General features: G+C 58.8%; 16 protein-coding genes and 1 riboswitch. Of the genes, 7 read left to right on the top strand and 9 right to left on the bottom strand.

Annotated features, from left to right (window positions below):
• Positions 1-388: 388 nt before the first annotated feature.
• The 3 genes from NKI96_RS22405 (at position 389) to NKI96_RS22395 (ending at position 3,887) form a co-directional block, all read left to right on the top strand.
• Positions 389-1,168, top strand: coding sequence for a phytanoyl-CoA dioxygenase family protein (locus tag NKI96_RS22405; RefSeq protein WP_352806208.1), 780 nt, complete (start codon positions 389-391; stop codon positions 1,166-1,168).
• A 327-nt stretch (positions 1,169-1,495) separates the two neighbouring features.
• Complete coding sequence (locus tag NKI96_RS22400) at positions 1,496-3,499, top strand: class I tRNA ligase family protein (RefSeq protein WP_352806205.1); 2,004 nt, start codon at positions 1,496-1,498, stop codon at positions 3,497-3,499.
• A 16-nt stretch (positions 3,500-3,515) separates the two neighbouring features.
• Positions 3,516-3,887, top strand: a complete 372-nt coding sequence (locus NKI96_RS22395; protein ID WP_352806203.1) for a hypothetical protein — start codon at positions 3,516-3,518, stop codon at positions 3,885-3,887.
• 333 nt (positions 3,888-4,220) lie between these two features.
• Here NKI96_RS22395 and NKI96_RS22390 read toward each other — a convergent pair whose 3' ends face one another.
• From NKI96_RS22390 to NKI96_RS22380, 4 genes are all read right to left on the bottom strand, one after another.
• A complete protein-coding gene (locus NKI96_RS22390) occupies positions 4,221-5,678 on the bottom strand; it encodes an NAD-dependent succinate-semialdehyde dehydrogenase (protein ID WP_352806201.1) in 1,458 nt (485 codons plus the stop codon).
• A gap of 168 nt (positions 5,679-5,846) precedes the next feature.
• Positions 5,847-6,140, bottom strand: a complete 294-nt coding sequence (locus tag NKI96_RS32555) for an insulinase family protein (protein WP_348625624.1) — start codon at positions 6,138-6,140, stop codon at positions 5,847-5,849.
• 292 nt (positions 6,141-6,432) lie between these two features.
• Complete coding sequence (locus tag NKI96_RS32550; protein WP_155927437.1) at positions 6,433-6,795, bottom strand: hypothetical protein; 363 nt, start codon at positions 6,793-6,795, stop codon at positions 6,433-6,435.
• Positions 6,796-7,500: 705 nt separating this feature from the next.
• Positions 7,501-7,755, bottom strand: a complete 255-nt coding sequence (locus tag NKI96_RS22380; RefSeq protein ID WP_023671853.1) for a hypothetical protein — start codon at positions 7,753-7,755, stop codon at positions 7,501-7,503.
• A gap of 342 nt (positions 7,756-8,097) precedes the next feature.
• Between NKI96_RS22380 and NKI96_RS22375 the strand changes: the two genes are divergently transcribed.
• On the top strand, positions 8,098-8,310 hold the full coding sequence (locus tag NKI96_RS22375) for a cold-shock protein (protein ID WP_023671852.1): 213 nt from the start codon (positions 8,098-8,100) through the stop codon (positions 8,308-8,310).
• Between the two features lie 226 nt (positions 8,311-8,536).
• On the opposite strand, the gene NKI96_RS22370 is transcribed toward NKI96_RS22375, so the two are convergent.
• Positions 8,537-9,010: a Ros/MucR family transcriptional regulator gene (locus NKI96_RS22370; RefSeq protein WP_352806199.1), complete on the bottom strand. Its 474-nt coding sequence runs from the start codon at positions 9,008-9,010 to the stop codon at positions 8,537-8,539.
• Positions 9,011-9,429: 419 nt separating this feature from the next.
• Positions 9,430-9,618: a hypothetical protein gene (locus NKI96_RS22365; RefSeq protein WP_023707827.1), complete on the bottom strand. Its 189-nt coding sequence runs from the start codon at positions 9,616-9,618 to the stop codon at positions 9,430-9,432.
• A gap of 552 nt (positions 9,619-10,170) precedes the next feature.
• On the opposite strand from NKI96_RS22365, the gene NKI96_RS22360 reads away from it, so the two are divergent.
• A complete protein-coding gene (locus NKI96_RS22360; RefSeq protein WP_196815046.1) occupies positions 10,171-11,175 on the top strand; it encodes a glycosyltransferase family 10 domain-containing protein in 1,005 nt (334 codons plus the stop codon).
• Between the two features lie 137 nt (positions 11,176-11,312).
• On the opposite strand, the gene NKI96_RS22355 is transcribed toward NKI96_RS22360, so the two are convergent.
• On the bottom strand, positions 11,313-11,666 hold the full coding sequence (locus tag NKI96_RS22355; RefSeq protein ID WP_023690586.1) for a hypothetical protein: 354 nt from the start codon (positions 11,664-11,666) through the stop codon (positions 11,313-11,315).
• Positions 11,667-12,622: 956 nt separating this feature from the next.
• Here NKI96_RS22355 and NKI96_RS22350 point away from each other — a divergent pair.
• Complete coding sequence (locus NKI96_RS22350) at positions 12,623-13,678, top strand: cytochrome-c peroxidase (protein WP_023724684.1); 1,056 nt, start codon at positions 12,623-12,625, stop codon at positions 13,676-13,678.
• Positions 13,679-14,116: 438 nt separating this feature from the next.
• Here NKI96_RS22350 and metE read toward each other — a convergent pair whose 3' ends face one another.
• Positions 14,117-16,468, bottom strand: a complete 2,352-nt coding sequence (metE, locus tag NKI96_RS22345; protein ID WP_352499285.1) for a 5-methyltetrahydropteroyltriglutamate--homocysteine S-methyltransferase — start codon at positions 16,466-16,468, stop codon at positions 14,117-14,119.
• 94 nt (positions 16,469-16,562) lie between these two features.
• Positions 16,563-16,759: riboswitch (cobalamin riboswitch) on the bottom strand.
• A 21-nt stretch (positions 16,760-16,780) separates the two neighbouring features.
• Between metE and NKI96_RS22340 the strand changes: the two genes are divergently transcribed.
• Positions 16,781-17,149 carry a hypothetical protein gene (locus tag NKI96_RS22340; protein ID WP_352806195.1) on the top strand — a complete coding sequence of 123 codons (369 nt, stop codon included), beginning with the start codon at positions 16,781-16,783 and terminating at the stop codon, positions 17,147-17,149.
• A 12-nt stretch (positions 17,150-17,161) separates the two neighbouring features.
• Here NKI96_RS22340 and NKI96_RS22335 read toward each other — a convergent pair.
• Positions 17,162-17,541 (bottom strand): PfkB family carbohydrate kinase (locus NKI96_RS22335; protein ID WP_352806193.1); only part of this gene is annotated, 380 nt, incomplete at its 5' end.

The following is a 17,541-nucleotide window of genomic DNA, read 5'->3' as shown; positions in this document are numbered from 1 at the left end:
AGCGGCGCATCGCATTATTCTGCGGGCGTGCATTTCCCCTACGGTTGTCAAGACCGTACCAGGTCGCTCACACGAAAGAGCGCCGTGGTCTTGGCGGCCATGGCTGGGTCGGCGGTCAGCGGATGGTGCAGGCCTTTAGCGATGCTTGTAGCGGCTAGACCGGGTGAACCGATTGATCCGGCCCAGTTTACCGAAGCCCTGGACCCGGTTGAGCATGACATAGGCAGTCTCGCGCCGAGCTTCTGCGGAAAAAATCCGTCGGAGCGGAAGGCACTTAGCATCGCCGTCCCACATGCATGGGACCGTTTCCGTGGACCGCAACTTGCCAGCGCCCGACTGCCCTAATTGGGGTCCGACCAACCAGTCTTTCCAACAGGAGGCTTTTCGCATGCTGACTGATACACAAAGAGACAAGTGGCAGAAAGACGGATACGTCAGGCTCGAAAGCTTCTTTGCGCCAGCGGCTCAGGAAGATATCTCTAATTTTGTCGAAGATGTGTCACGCTGGGATGTCAGCGATGATAAATGGCTCATGTGGTTCGAGAAGACGACGGACAATCGAAAGATCATATCCAAGATCGAGAATTTTCTCGACTTCCATGATCCATTGCGTCGTTTGCTATTAGAAGATCAGCGCATAAAGTCATCGGTCGAAGATTTGCTTGGCGAAGATTCGCGCAGGCTCAAGGAGTTGCTTATTTTCCACTACCCCGACAGCGGCGGCTATCTCCCGCATCAGGACATTTATCACATTCCACACAAGCTCCCCGACCGGATGGTCCATGCGGTGGTTGCCATAGGCATCGACGATTCCGACCCGGAAAACGGCGGGCTTTTCTTCAGCCCCGGCAACCACAAAAAGGGGGTCTTTCCCATGGATGCCGGTGGGGTGATCTATCCTCAAGTCGCCGAAATGTTCTCCTGGGAACCCGTAGTATGGAAGGCTGGCGACATCTTCATCTTCGACGATTACGCACCGCACTACTCACGACCGAACAAAAGCAATCGTTCGCGGCGGACACTCTACTTGGTGTTCCAGCGTGCTTCAACCGGTGGACCGACCCGCGCTGAATATAACGTGCTTAAGCGCGCCCTTAACCCGCCCGAGGGCAAAGTGGCCGATCTCGACAAACTCAAGCCCCCAAATGGCATTTTCTATCGCGATTGAGATCACGCAGCCAGGCGGAGGCATGCACACGAAACTGATCGACCGCTCAAAGATGCGCGGACGGTATGGCGGTCTGATTTGCGGGCTCGCGGAGCATCGGACGCTTTGGCACGTGGATTGTGGACGTGGTTGCAGGCGGTCTTCTGTGTGCCTTCAGCCCGACTAGCGCCCCCCCTTGGTCGCCCCCCGCCTGCCGGCCCAGAGCTGCACTATCCTGGCCGGGCCGCCAACGGGTCGGGCTGCCGTTTCTCTCCATGAAGTGCATTTGAGGCTGTTCGTTGGCAGCCAAAGGTCCGTCCCACTCTTCAAAAGCTTAGGTTCGTTGTCATGCGCAAATACACCTTTTCTCGAACGGAGCTGTCGCGAGCGTTCGGTGTCGACACGGCTACGCTTGGAACGGGCAGCGCTCGCACGGGGTTTTCGTTCGGAAAGGTTGGACCCGGGGTCACATCCGAGCCCCATCGGCACGACGAAATCGAGGCCTTCGTGGTCCTGTCTGGTGCGGGCAAGGTCACCACTGACCTTGGGGAAATCTCGGTCGAGGCCGGCGACGTCATTCTGTTCCATCCTTTTGAAGCGCATGTGCTGCGCAATGACGGGATCAAAGACCTGGATTTCGTCGATGTCTACTGGCGAGACGGCGAGGCCGCCCTTCATGCCGCTGCAAAGACCACGGCTCCACGCGGGCCGACCTTCGTCTTCTCCGCGCCGCCAACGCCAAATGGCGATCTGCATCTGGGGCATCTTTCTGGCCCCTATTTCGGCGCCGACGTCTATACCCGTTTCCTGCGCATGAAAGGAGTCGAGGCGTATCACCTGACCGGAAGCGACGATTACCAGAGCTACGTCGCGACACGCGCCGCTACCGATCAATGGACGCCTGCAAACGTGGCGCGCTACTATTCCGACGAGATTCGCGCCACGCTCGCACTTCTCGATTGTGACGTCCACAGCTTCCAAGCCACAATGGGCGATGACGGTTACAGCGAATTTCAAGCTGCGTGTTTCCGAACTCTTCTGAGCAGCACGGCGGTAGATCTGCGCCAGAGCCCTGCGCTTTTCGATGCTGTGACAGGCGACTATCTTTATGAGCCGGATGTTAGAGGCCTCTGCCCCGATTGCGGCGGCTCCGCCGCTGGCAACATCTGCGAGGAATGCGGCGCCCCAAACCTTTGCCACGACCTGGGTGCAGCGCGGTCACGGCAGTCTGCCGAAGCGCCGCTGGTCGGCTCCCTCCGCCGTCCGGAACTTGCCCTGGAGCGCTGCTACGACAATATCGACCGGCATCTAAGGTCATCAGGCGTCCCGCTACGCATCTTGGATCTCTTCGCGCGCCTACGCCAACGCGGCGAATTTTCAGTCCCCATTACCCACCCCTCGGACTGGGGCCTGCCGGCCGAAGGGTTCCCGGGGCAAGTGATCTGGGTCTGGCCGGAGATGGCCTTCGGTTTTCTTTACAACATCCAGGCGCTCGGCCGCTCGCTGGGTCGCGACTGGAAGGCGGAGGTGCCCGGCAGCGATTGGCAGATTGTCCATTTCTTCGGCTTCGATAATTCCTTCTACCACGCGCTACTCTACCCCGCTCTTTACTCCGAGGTCTTCTCCCACTGGACGCCGCGAATCCGCTATCACGTCAACGAGTTCTACCTGCTCGACGGCAAGAAGTTCTCAACCAGCTGCCGCCACGCGGTCTGGGGCAAGGACGTTCTGAGCCCAAAGACAGTCGACGTCGTGCGCCTCCATTTGGGCCTGACACGCCCGGAAGGGGAGCGGACGGATTTCACGCTGGACGGGCTGCGCCGCACCGAGAAGGAGGTCTTCCAAGGGATTTGGCTGAACTGGCTTGATGCGTTGGACCAGGAAATCAAGCAGGATTTTGCCGGCCGTGTACCCGATGCAGGCGACTGGAGCCCAGTCGACCGCGCCTTTTTTGCTCGGATAGAGATCTATCGCGCGGCGATGGAGCGGGCATATTCGGACGAAGGCTTCTCGGTCCGGCGCGCGGCCGCTCAGGTCTGCGAATTCGTGCGCGATTGCGTGATGTACCGTCGGGCGCGAAACTATGCGGCGGCGCGACGTTTCTATCCCGCCCGCAATCGGACTTCGCTAGCTCTTCAGACGACGGCCGCTGCGATCCTGGCACTGACACTCGCTCCGCTGATGCCCCGATTCGCCAGAACGCTGGCGCGAGGCATCGATGGCGTCTCAATCGAAACATGGCCCCGGTCCGTCCAGCGCCTTGCGCCCGGGACGCGCTTTGATCTCGGACCCGTGTTGGTGTTCTACGCCAAATCCGGCAATCCTCATCTTGATGAGGAGGAAGCACTATGAGCCCAAAGATGCATCAGTGAGCTATCCCAATCTCGACCAGATGCGCGGCAATCAAAGCCGCTATCAAACGATAGAGACCAGATTAGCGGACCTGAACCAACGCGTCGTCGACAACCCTGACCTGCGCCTTGGAGGACCGGCCGGCCGATCGCTTCCCAGCCCTTGCTGTTCGTGCCGCAAATGCTGTGTGGGCTCGACTGCGCTGACCATCCTCTTCGGCATCGGGATTTCCGTCCTCCAGCCGGTAAAGGCTGTCATGCGGTTCGACCCGCTTGGTCAAACTGGCGCCCTGGATCGTGCGCCGATCACCAATGCGAATGCCTGCCTGATGGTATCTTCGGTTCTGTCCGAGCCTGTACCGCGCGGCCGTCGGCCGAACAACAACTGAGCTACTGACAATCGGAATATGGCAGGTCAAATTCTGCCCACGAAAACCAGCGTTCACGAAGCTATGGTGCACAAGCTTCCAACCATACCCGCGCAACGACAGCCCGTCGCCTGTAGATAGTCGGCGAGGGCCACTAAATCGCAAGCGTATCCTCCGTACATTGCGCGCCGTCTTCGCCGACATGCAGACGCTTGTCTCGTCGAGAGGCGCTCCTCAGGAATGCGTGTTGCTCGGGTACGGAGCCGCCCCTCAGTTCCCGATCGATCCTACAATTCACATATTTGGAGATCGCTCGCTAGGCTACCCCGTCTGTGAATCCTCCAAGCCGATGCTTCAGATGCCGCCCATGCAGAGATATTTCATTTCGAGGTAGTCCTCGAGGCCATGGCGGGATCCCTCCCGCCCGATCCCGGACTGTTTTATCCCACCGAACGGCGCCGCTTCCGAAGACATCCGGCCGGTATTTACCCCGACCATTCCATATTCCAAGGCCTCGGCGACACGCCAGACACGCTTCAGGTTAGAGGCATAAAAATAGGCCGCGAGGCCGTAGATCGTTTCATTGGCATCACGCACGACCTGATCGGCATCTTTGAAGCGAATAATCGGTGCGAGCGGCCCGAATGTCTCTTCGCGCGCGACGGTCATCTCGCTGGTGACACCGGTCAGGACCGTTGGTTGGAAAAACGTGCCATTCGTGCCGATGCGTTTGCCCCCGCATCGAATTGCGCCGCCTTTAGCTACGGCATCGGCAATATGGGACTCAATCTTGGCCAAAGCCTTCTTGTCGATGAGGGGTCCTATGTCCACTCCGAGCGCGAAACCGTCACCAACTTGAAGCTGGCGAGCCCGTTCAACGAATTTCTCGACGAACTCGTCGTGAACGCCCGACTGGAGGTAAAGGCGGTTCGCTGAAACGCAGGTCTGGCCGGCATTGCGGTACTTCGCCTGGATGGCACCGTCCACCGCGGCATCGATATCGGCGTCATCGAAAACGATGAAAGGTGCATTGCCGCCGAGCTCTAGGCTGACTTTTTTGATCTGGTCTGAGCACTGGCGCATGAGCAAGCGCCCGATCTCAGTAGACCCGGTGAAGCTGATCTTGCGGACCTTGGGATTTGTGCAAAGTTCGCGGCCGACCGCGTCACCTTCGGATGCGTAGATCAGGTTGACGACGCCTTCGGGAAAGCCTGCCTGATGGGCGAGGGCGAACATTGCTCCAGCCACGAGCGGCGTCTGTTCAGCGGGCTTGAGGACGATCGTGCAGCCCGCCGCCAAGGCTGGGGAGATTTTGCGCGCCACCATCGAGGCCGGGAAATTCCATGGCGTTATCGTGCCGACGACCCCGATGGGCTGCTTGATCACCAGCATTCGGCGGTCGGCCGATGGTGCGGAGATCGTCTCGCCATAGACCCGATTTGCCTCCTCGGCATACCATTGCAGATACGCCGCAGCATGCGATATCTCCGATTTGGCTTCCGCAAGCGGCTTGCCCATCTCCGCAGTAAGAATTGCAGCGAGATCGTCGGCGTGGTCGATGATCAACTGATGCCATCGCCATAGAACGTCGCTGCGCTCACGTGCGGTAAACCCTGCCCATCGAGGCTGCGCGACATAGGCCTTGTCGATCGCAGCGCATGTCTCCTCGACACCCATATCGGGTAGTTCTGCCAGCACTTCGCCGGTCGACGGGTTGAGAACCTCAAATGTCCGCTCGCCCATCCGCGTGCCAAGTGCCGGCAGGCGATCGATGGGTCCAAACAGGTCAGGGGATCGCAGGTGACGGATCATCGGCGGGCACAGGGGCAATACCGGATTCCTCCTCAACGCAGCAGGTGTATATAGCAGGTGGGGTGTGTATTCCGGACGTAAAGGTTCCTTATAGGGCCTCGGCCATACAGCTAGCAGACCACGGTACCCAAGTGGGAGGGAGACGCTACAAGACGCCTAGCGGTTCTACTAGTCGGGCTCGACCGGTCGGTTGCGCGGTGGCAGATCCGGCCCGCGCGCAACCTTGCCATAGGTCTTCGCGGCCAGCGCCTTCACCGTCTCAGGCTCTGCGTCGCCGGCCACCACCAGCACGGCGTTGTTCGGTCGGCGGTATTCGTTGCACATCGTGAACCGATCGGTGCCGTTCAGCTTCTTCATCTCCTGCGTCCAGCCGTTCACCGGAATGCGGTAGGGCTGATTCGGCCGCAACGTCGCGTTGACCTCCTCGTCCACCAGACCTGAGGGTCCGTCTCTCTGCGCCAACGGCGCTCCTCCAGGATCACGTTTCGCTCGGTCTCGATATCATCGTCGTTGAGAATGAGGTTGAACATGCAATCGGCCTCGAAGCCCATGATCTCGCCCAAAGCGATTTATAGGCAATGAGGGCGGTATTGTAGCCGCTGTCTGAGACGGCTCCGTCGAACTCGCTGTCGGCGCGGTTGGGCGTCGCCCTAAAGATCAGACGCTCGAGGGAAGGGGCAAGGTCGGGTTTGCCCGTGGCTCGTCGGCGCTGCGGACCTTGTGCCAGATCATATGAGTGACGATTTGCGCGGAGTCATGTCGACTGTTCCATGCCATCATCGAGCAGGAAATCCGTAATCTTGCCGCCGTCGGTGGCGGCCAGAGCCGGAGCGGTCGTCGCCAGGGCCAGGGCGGTGGCAGTGAATGCCTTGCGCAGCCAGGGGGCGATCGATGGCTCCGGTTGGAAAGGCAAGTTTCGAGGCAGTGATTTGTTCCTCATTTTCCTGAACGGGCTGCGTCTTCGATCTCGGCGGGCAGGCCGAGCCAGATGAATCATGCGGCCAAGGCTCACTCGAGCCTCATCTTGGGATGAGCCCAGGAGACCGGCGGCGGTGTTCTTGGGGGGATGGTCATTGGAGGGATTTTCCTTGATCCGCGACGCCTTGCGGACGACCACGCATGCACCGTGCCAGATCAGAAAACATTCGAGGCATGTGGACAAGTCAGTCTGACATGTTGTGCATCCGACATTGTGGGCCATCGAACAGGGCTGAAGGCGACGCGAGCACGGCTGAGAATATCTTCTTCATTGGAAGACGATTGGGCGCGCTGCTGGGGAAGGGGGACGGGATGCGCTTCGAAGGCCGCTGCACCGACGGTCAGAATTGAAATGTTGTCGCTCCAGCGGACCGATGTCCTCGACAGTCAGACCGGGCGGCTGAAGGGTAGAAGGCGTGAGCAGCGTAGCTAAGTGGGCGCGGACCCAGCTCGCGCGCGAAGACGGACCTGAAAAAAACGGCGGGTGGCGACATTCGCGAGGCGCTGGAAAACGAGGTCGTAGGACTGGGCGGGAAAACGACGCCGTTGCTGTCTTCTGGCGTGATGGCCTGCCGCGAGGCGGTTGAACAGTGATGAGTTGCTGCGGAAAGGGGAGTGTTTTCGCGGGACCTTGGTCAACGTAAGAAACAAACGTCGAGCTCGCCTTGGATGGGGGCATGCAGCACATTTGCCGCTGCAGGACAGCAGCACGGAAGCTGTCCGCGCTTGCCGTCGTCCATGGGAACCAAACAGCAGAATTTAGCGGTCGCGATTGGTTTCATGTGCATAAAATACCGCCTGGTGCGCTCGGCTGCAAATGCACCCTGGCGAGTGGTCGCTTAGGTCAAGAGCATCGCGTGAGTAACAGCCTGACCTTGCTCAATCTGATGCGCGCTAACCGCCTCGCCGGATTGTGGAACTGCTCGCGGGTGGCTTCTACCACAAACAGCAAGGTCATGAAATCAAGCAGGAAGTCGTCAATCGCTTGGGCGATTGTTTCTGACTTGCCCTTGAACTGGTCCAGCAAAACGCGCGCGCTATCGATCGCTTCCACGCTGGTCGCATCGATCAACCCCTCGACCCTCTTGAAACAATCCAACTCGAACTCCTTAAGGCGATCCCCTGGTGTTATGCACGAAGGCAGCTCCGTGAACTACCCGGCCTTTTGACCTGGCGGCACGAGCGGTCGGCCTTACGTCCCGCGCCTCCAAACACGAGCCATCGACGTGGCGCTGAAGAGCGTTGGAAGAAATTGGGCGCTTCCGGCCACGCTCGAGCGGTAGTGTGGGACAGTGCTTGCTGGCGGCTACGCCCGCAATGGGGTGCGCCAGCTGATCGGGGCTTAACAATTTTTCGCTTTTTGCTGCGCCCAACTCTCGGCTATGACTCGGACAGGCCTAATGGCCTGTCCACGTTGCATTGTAGAAGAAGGAACAAGTATATGACGACTGGAACGGTAAAGTGGTTCAACAGCACCAAGGGGTTTGGATTTATCCAGCCCGACAATGGCGGTCCGGATGTTTTCGTCCACATTTCCGCTGTCGAACGCGCGGGCCTCTCGACCCTCGCTGACGGCCAGAAGATCAACTATGAGATCGAGCAGGACCGCCGCACTGGCAAGTCCTCAGCTGGCAGCCTGAGCAAAGCTGGTTGAAATTTTCTCCTGCGAAGTCGCAAGAGTGGGCGTGTAGGCCCGGAAGTGCTCACTGCCGCTCGATAGGGACGAGCAAAAGTGAGGGCAGCAGATTGCTGCATGGGTCGCGAATTCCTCATGAAACAAGTTGTTGGAAAGGAAGGCGGGGTTGGCCCCGCCTTTTTTATGCGACGCCCAGATTAAGCCGACGGCTGCAACGCTGCAGAAGGAATTTCAATTGCCGCAATCAAGCCGCGACCTTCTTGCGAGTTCGCTTCGTCGGCACCGGCGCTTCCGGCTCTTTCGGCGCTTTCGGTTTGCGGCCGAGCCCCATCGTTTTCGCCAGTGACGAACGCTTCGCGGCGTAGTTCGGCGCCACCATGGGATAATCCACCGGCAGGCCCCATTTGGCCCGATATTCACCCGGCGTCAGCCCATAGTGGGTCGACAGATGGCGCTTTAAAGATTTGAATTTCTTCCCGTCTTCAAGGGAGATGATGTAGTCCGGTGTCACCGACCTCCTGATCGGGACTGCAGGCGTAAGGGCAACCGGCTCTTGTGCAGAGATACCTCCGGCCGTCGCTCTCAGAGCCGCATGCACTTGGCCGATGAGGGCAGGGAGATCCCCCACCGGGATCGGATTGTTGGACACGTAGGCCGACACGACGTCGGCGGCAAGCTCAATGAGGGTGTCGACGTTTTTTCCGGCTTCTTCTGTCATGAAACTCTCCAGGGGTGAAACATAGTCAGCGAAGCGTCGCTTCATAGGGCCGGTTGCCGCTGAAAGCAACAATGTCTCTGACTGCGTTATTGCCAATGCTCGTCCAGAAGCGACATCGATGCGCCATATTTCGCGGCGTGACCGCTGAGCCACTCGTTGTTGGCGACCCTGCCGAGGTGCGTGGCGCGTGCCGCTCTAACTTAGCGCCGAAGTCGCTAGTAGCCTCGAGGCTAAGCGCGCTGTTTTTGTCTCGCTTTGCTTCTTTGGACTGTGAAATCGAGCGATAGTGGTCGCTTGATGGTGGGCGTCAGGGACGATGGAACAAACGTTCATTGGCAATGGCCAAAGTGATGTAAGTTCATCGCCGGTGAGCCGCTCTTGCAAAGGGGCTGGGAACCGCCGCTGATAAACCTAGGACATCAATGTATTTCGAGGCGTTTCTTAGCCGGTCCTGGAGAGGCGGCAATGGCTGCGGATGACACCTGTTCCAGGATATCAAACAGCGCGGCGACCGGCAGCTTCTCGAATCTGGAGCGGCTTCTCGCAAGTTGGCGCCGCGCCGAGAGGCCGGGCAAGGACAGTGAGCCGCCTGCATCAATGATATGCATCAACCAGCCAGCGACGCGTCCTCATACAGAATGCCGCGACCGGCCGTGTGATCTCGCCGGTAGTCGCCGAGGCCCTCTGCATGAAGCCTCGTGATGTGCTGACGATCAACCAGGCCAGAAAGGTCGACGTCCTGAAGCAGGGATGACATGAGTTTGCCACTATGCGCAGGCTTGCCATGCCCTTCCGCGGCATTTTGCGGGGCCTGTGAGTTGGGCAAGCTCGGCACTTCGATCGACTTGGCGTCACCCGGCTCATCGCCAACACGCGTTTCGGTCTGGTCCTACGCCGTGACGTTGACTCCGTTCGCGATGCCATTGAACTGCCGTGGAGAGCGGCCGAGGCGGAAGGGCTGATCAACCGCCTGAAGACGATCAAACGTACCATTAGGCAGCGCCGGCTGCGAACTCCTTAGGCACGCATGCTGCCACTCAGCCGGCCTGATCACCACACGAAGCGAGGAAGAACCTGGTCAAGTGCAAAGCGACAATTGCCTCGACAGCAGGTCCCGGAAGGTTTATGCTGGCCGATGTTACCGCAATCCTGAATGGCGATTGAGTACCTTCACGACTGAAGGGAGTGGAACTGCTTTGTCGGCCAAATTGTTGACGGAACGCCCGGCGCCCATTGTTGCTACATGTCTAGATTCTTGGGGCGTTTTGGATGATGCAATCCACCATCTCACTCCAAAGGGCAGTGGAATCTGGAACAACGTCGCTTTTGTACGCACTACATCCTTCGTGCCCGATTGGCATATTGTCTTTAACTCTGCTTCTCTTTTTGGGCTCCCTGTTGATATCGAGGCGAGCCCAAACAGGACAATCTTTGCAATCGGCGAACCGCCGACGAAAGCTCATCGTGCATTTCATGAAGGGCAGGGGAAGAATACTATCGTCCTGACGTCTGACGAAGAGCTGGCTGCTCGGCAGAATGCAGCGCGCCGATTCGTTTTGTCTCCACCTATCACTCGGTCTTGGTCTGTAAACAAGACATATGACCAACTTCTGGTCAGCGAAGTCGTGGATAAGCCGCTTCGGCTCTCATGGATTACCAGTAACATCGCCCTGCTAAAAGGACATCGATATCGGCTGGCGTTTCTGGAACGGCTGAGAAAGGAGCTCGATTTTGACCTGTTCGGCCGAGGTTTTCGGCTGATTGGAGATAAATGGAACGCACTCGCACCTTACCGTTACAGTATAGCGTTCGAGAATACTCGTGCTGACTACTATTTTACAGAGAAGCTTATGGACTGCTTCGTTGCTGAAACAATGCCGATCTATTACGGCAGCCCAGCAATCACGAGGTTCTTCCCTTCGGACTCTATGGTTCTGATTGACCCAGAGGACAAGAACGTAACCCAAAAAATTCAAGAAATCATCAACTCAGACCTCTGGAAGGAACGTCGCGGCGCAATAAGAGAGGCGAAGCGGCTAGTCCTCGAGAAATACAATACGTTTGCTTATCTCGCGGGCTTCATCGAAAGCGTTCAGGATAAACCCTTACCGCCAGAAATTATACACATCGAATCGCCTGAAGTTGATTTTGCAACAGACGAATGAATTAATCCAACGCTCGCTTCGCGTGCCCGGCGGTTGGTGGTCTGGCGAGATCGGTGCGGAGCGCTCGGCGGAGAATGCCTGCTGCGCAGACGGGCCGGCACGGGCGCACAAGGTCATGCGCCCCCGGCTGCCGCTGATCAGACGAACTGGGGAAGGCCAGGAACGGAATTGAGGACCTCGTCCACGAGTTCGTCGCCGGCATGTTCCTTGGCGCAGGCGATCGTCTCGTTGGCGAGGGCGGCGATCTTTGCCATGCTGAGACCCTCACCCATCAATTGCTGCCCGAGCCCCATAAGGCCGCCACCCTCTGGGTCGTCGCCATGATACTTCGCTACTAATTCCGAAGCTCCCGGAATGGCCTCGATCATGCGCGCGCCGGGACCGTCGGCCGCGTGGCTCCGCAGGAAACCCAGCATTAACCCAACGGCCTTCTCTGCGAGAGCCGGGCCGATGCCGGCACCAGTGGCGATGCGCGGTAAGATTTCTTCCATGCAGGGTCTCTCTCTCTTTGATTAGGTTTACAAGTGGCCGGTCCGGCGCCCCGCGCCCTTGGCCGAACCACAATGGAACTCCACTAAATAGGTCAGCGGAAGTGCTATTGCGCCTAAAACCGCCTCTGTCAACGCAAGCTGCGTCGGAAGTGCGTGTTTCGCAAACCGAAGATCATTGCAATTCACTTCAGTACGCATTGGCAACCGCACAGTTTGCGTTGGCTCGCTTATGGGCCAATGCCCCCCGCCCGTCAAATGATGACGACAACGTGGTCGGCGCCTAGGATCTGTGGATCAAGGTGAGGCAGTTACAGCGGGTGGACCTGCTCAAGCGCGGCGCCGTCGACACAAAGGGCTAGATTGGCGATACTGCGCGTGTTGGCCATGTCTTTCCTGGCGTGATGGGATGTTCGTAGAAGCGGAGCTATATGCCGGTGTGACGGTCCACCAAGGCGGAACGCCTATTCCGATACGAGATCCATACTGTCGTATAGACCGTCGCTGCTTAGGTGTTGAAACCGCCATCGCTGGTGACATCACAATGTGCAGTCGGCGGGTGTCGACAAGGCCGATTGCGTAATCAGCAGGTCAGGAGGAACGAATGAACCCTGACGTTTCAGAAGCTCACTTTTCGCAAGGCGTGCAGCGCACATCGTGCAAGAGATTGCCAGTCTTGCGGATGCTGTCGACTTTCTCAACCTTGGCTGGAAGATCGCAGTGACCGAATCTACGAAGCCGCCCTCAGGGCGTGCTTTGATGCATACAACCGGTTGCCGACCAGGGATACCCCTCCTCCCTGAAGTCCAATCGAGAAGAGCGATCCTTCCAAGAGGGTCCCAGCTCAGCTGCGAAAACAGGTGTGAGACCCCGTCCTCTCCCTCAAGCTGATCTAGCTCAGGGCGTTCATGAGCCGCAGATCGCATAATGGCTGCGTGGACGACGCAGGAAGACCAATTATGAAAATCCTATTCAGTACGATGGCTGTCACCTTGCTGGCACCCACCGCCTTTGCTGCGGATTCGATCCCCACCGACCTCAGAGATACGGCATTGGCCACCTTCACGGCTTTGCCATCCACCACGCCGACAGTCGCCAACAACCCGATCACCCCGGAAAAGATCGCTCTCGGCAAGGCACTGTTCTTCGATCCACGCGTCTCGGCGTCAGGCGTCTTGTCGTGCAATTCATGCCACAACCTGGCCACCGGCGGCGACGACAATCACGAAACCTCGATTGGCCATGGTTGGCAGAAGGGACAGCGCAACGCGCCGACTGTACTGAACGCTGTCTTCAACATCGCCCAGTTCTGGGATGGTCGTGCCGAAGACCTGAAGGCTCAGGCGAAGGGACCGGTCCAAGCCGGGATCGAAATGGCCAATACACCGGGCCAACTCATCGCCACTCTCAAGTCCATGCCGCAATATGTCGAGTGGTTCGATGCAGCTTTTCCGGCTGAAGCCGATCGGGTCACCTTCGACAACTTCGCCAAGGCGATCGAAGCCTTCGAGGCGACACTGGTCACACCTGCCCCGTTCGACAGCTTCCTGAATGGTGATGAGGTTGCCATGACTTCCGAACAGAAACAGGGCCTGGTGCTTTTCATGGACAAAGGCTGCTCGTCCTGCCATGCCGGCATCAACGTTGGTGGGCAAGCCTATTACCCATTCGGCCTCGTGGAACGGCCCAGCGCCGAAGTCCTGCCGGACAAAGACAAGGGCCGATTTGAGGTCACCAATGCAGCCGACGATTCCTATGTCTTCCGCGTGGCGCCGCTGCGCAACGTTGCACTCACCGCGCCATACTTTCATACGGGCAAGGTTTGGGATCTGAAACAGGCCGTCGCCATTATGGGGACCACCCAGCTCGGCGTAGTACTGGCGGACGAAGAAGTTGACCTGCTTGTTGCCTTCCTCAACTCGCTGACCGGAGAGGCACCTGACGTCGCCTATCCCATCTTACCCTCAGAAACGGCGACAACGCCCCGGCCTGTAACGCAGATCTCAGGAAAATAAGGGCCAACTGGCTGCGGACTCGCAATCGAAAATGATTGGCGATTTTTACTTGGCGACACGAATTGCGACGTCCATCTCCGAATTGGCGGGACGCTAGCGATACCCGGACCCTGCCACCTCGCCCGTAGTCTGCGCGATCAACTGGGGGCGGACAGACGCAGCACCATATATTGTCGCTGCCTGAGCGAACGCGCCAAGCAGTCTACTTTGAGAAACGACGCGTGTCCGATTTGTTCGAGGCGCGGGGCCTGTATGTCCCCAAGGAACCGATATTATAGCGTAGTGCCACATTTATATTTCTGCGGGATTAAGACACGTGCCGTAGGGAAATTGCACATTTCCGCCGAGTGGCTCATTTCCAAGAGTGTGATCGGTTTGGCATATTCCCGGCCGACATCCGCCAGCCGGCAACTCCCCACACGGTGAGGAAGAGAAGCCTCACGCCTGCACTTTCTGCCGGAGCGCGCGTGCTGCAGCGACCATGTTAATGAGGGCAGGGCGGACCTCCTCCCATTTGCGTGTTTTGAGGCCACAGTCCGGGTTTATCCACAGTTGGCCGTCGGACAGTCGCTCGCGGGCAAGCATGACTAAGTCCGAAATCTCGCCGACTTCCGGGACGCGTGGTGAGTGAATATCATAGACGCCAGGACCGATTTCGTTCGGATATTTGGAGCTCGTGAAGGCGTCCAACAGTTCCATCTTCGAGCGCGACGTCTCAATCGAAATGACATCCGCATCCATTCCAGCGATCGCGTGAATGATCTCGTTGAACTCCGAATAGCACATGTGGGTATGAATTTGAGTCGCGTCCTTTACACCCGTTGAAGCGATCCGGAAACATTCGACAGCCCAGTCGAGATAGACTTTCCAGTCAGATTGGCGCAGTGGCAATCCTTCGCGAAACGCGGCCTCATCGATCTGGACCATCCTTGCGCCGGATCTTTCGAGATCCGTCACTTCGTCGCGGATGGCGAGCGCGATCTGGCGGCAGGCTTCGGAGCGGGGTACGTCGTCGCGAACAAAAGACCAGTTGAGAATGGTGACTGGGCCTGTGAGCATTCCCTTCACGGGCTTTTCCGTAAGCGACTGGGCGAATTGCCACCAGCGCACTGTCATCGGATTGCGCCTCGATACGTCGCCGAAAATGATGGGGGGACGCACGTAGCGCGACCCATAGCTTTGTACCCAGGCATGCTGGGTGAGCGCGAAGCCGGACAACTGCTCGCCGAAATGCTGTACCATGTCGTTTCGCTCGAACTCACCATGCACCAGCACGTCCAGCCCGATCTCTTCCTGCCAGCGAATTGCAGCCTCGATCTCCTTCTTCAGGAACGTCTCATAGTCGACATAGCTCAGCTGGCCCTTCGCATGAGCGGCCCGCGCCTTGCGTACCTGCGGCGTCTGCGGGAAGGACCCGATGGTCGTCGTCGGGAACGGCGGCAGCCCGAGTGAGCCGGCCTGGACTCTGGAGCGCTCGCCAAAAGCGCTCTCTCGTCGCTTCGCGCTGTCCTCAATGCTAGCGATCCGCCCCTGAACAAGCGGGTCATGGATCCTCGTGGATGTCACGCGCGTGGCGGCAGCCTCGGCAGACGCTTTCAACGCGCCTGCCACCGCATCCCTGCCTTGGGACAGGGCCCGGGCCAGCAAGACCAGCTCGTCGGTCTTCTGGGCCGCGAAGGCGAGCCACGACCTGATGTCCGCGTCGAGTTCCGTCTCCATGCGCAGATCAATCGGCACATGCAGCATCGAGCAAGAAGGCGCGATCTCGACGCGGTCCAAGGGCCAGCCGGCGACGATCGGTTTGATGCGGTCGAGAATGGCGGGCAGGTTCGCACGCCAGACGTTGCGGCCATCGATCAAGCCAAGCGAGAGCACCAGATCCTTCGGAGCGAGCCGAGCCACCGTTTCCAGCTGCTCGGGAGCGCGCACGAGATCAATATGCAGGCCGGCCAGGGGCAGAGAAATCGCGGTTTCGAGATTGTCTCCCAGCGACCCGAAATACGTAGCCAGCATGATCTTCAGCTCGGGCGCTGCTTTCGACAGCTGGCCATAGGCGAATTCGAACGCAGCTCGTTCGTTCGGGTTCAGATCGAGGACAAGCGCTGGCTCATCGATCTGCACCCAGTCGGCTCCCGACAGCTTCAGCCTCTCCAGAAGCTGCTCGTAAACCGGCAGCAGCCGCGGTAGGAGCGCGATGGGACCGAACCCCTCGGCAGGCGATTTCGCCAGCTTGAGGAAGGTGATGGGTCCAAGGATGACTGGGCGTGTGTGAATGCCGAGAGCTTTAGCCTCGAGGAAGTAATCGACCGGCTTCGATGACGAGAGGGCGAACGTCTGATCATCATCGAGTTCCGGCACAATGTAGTGGTAGTTGGTGTCAAACCACTTGGTCATTTCCATCGCGGTTACACCAGGTCCATGAGCCTCCTCCTGGTAACCAGCGTGTCCACAATCCTCCGTCTGACCCTGGTTGCCGCGCGCCATTGCGAAGTAGATGTCAAGTGGGACCTCGCCGCTATTCCAGCCGTAACGGGATGGAACGGCCCCGACCATGGCTGCGGTGTCGAGCACATGGTCGTAAAGCGAGAAGTCGTTCGACGGGATTTTCGACACGCCGCGATCGCGCTGCTCTTCCCAGCTAGCGGCACGGAGCGCCTTCGACGTCGTGAGAAGGTCGCCAGCGGACGATGTTCCGGACCAGTAGCTTTCAAGCGCGAATTTCAGTTCTCGCCGACGACCGAAGCGCGGCACGCCGAGCGTTGCTACAGGAATTTGCTGAGAGACAGTCATGTCATACCCCGATGATTGGGGCGTCGGTGACAAGGAAGGCGCTAGCAGGCCGGCATCAACGCCGGGTTGCAGCGGCCACCGAGACACCCCGCCCGTGGACGTAATTCGCGTGGCAGGTCTCCTGGCTCGCGGGGTCATAGCCTCTACCCGTCTTCCTGAGGGTATTCGCCTCAGTGACGTGTGTTGGCTCGCCGCTAACAGTTGCGGGGGCAGCGCCGGCATCGCACCGGCTTCCCTCTTAGCTCCGCTGCGGCAGCGCCGCACGCGAGAACCACGACACGCAGACAATCACAGCAGTTCGCTCTTTTGTCAATGACGCATAACGAAATGTTTATGTCGTTATGTGATCGCGCTTTTACGCCTTTGTCTAGCATTGTGAAATATTCAGTCTGCTGCCCGCATTCGGCATCGTGGGACGTGATCGCAAGTCAGTCCGACGGACGCCGCGAGTTCTCCGTTACCTCAGGAACCTTACTGGCCTTCCCCAAGCTGAGCTTCTGGAAAATGCTGGTGACGATCTGGATGACGGTGAATGCCGTCATGGCAGCCTTGCACCGCTCCTCCAGCGAGCTTCACGGCAGCAGCATGGGTCAGTTCTCCGAAGCGAATGGCTGTCGCTATCAGCGAGCTTTGACACAGTTCCGCCACTGCGGTCATCGCGTCAGTAGGGCGGCTGGTTAGTTGCCGGCGCATCTACAGCAACCCAGCCCCTTCCGCCTCGCGGCGCAAATTCTGCCTTGGCCTTGGGCCGATCTGCTGGATCACCAGGCCGGCCGCCAGCGAGCCAAGGTCGCCGCAGGTCTTGAGGTTGCGGCCCTGCGTGTAGCCATGCAGGAAACCGGCGGCGTAGAGGTCGCCGGCGCCGGTGGTGTCGACCAACTCCTTGATGGCGGTCGCCTCGATGACCACGGTCTCGTCGCCGCGCACGATCACCGAGCCTTTTTCGGAACGGGTGACGGCGGCAATCTTGCAGTCCTTGCGGATCTGAGCCAGCGCCTCGTCGAAGGATTTTGTCTGGTAGAGCGACTTGATCTCGTGGCTGTTGGCAAAGACGATGTCGACAGTGCCCGAGC

Source organism: Mesorhizobium sp. M0292 (assembly GCF_040321695.1).
Taxonomy (GTDB): Bacteria; Pseudomonadota; Alphaproteobacteria; order Rhizobiales; family Rhizobiaceae; genus Mesorhizobium.
The sequence above is the reverse complement of the archived record's forward strand: the minus strand, read 5'-3'. Positions and strand labels throughout refer to the sequence as shown.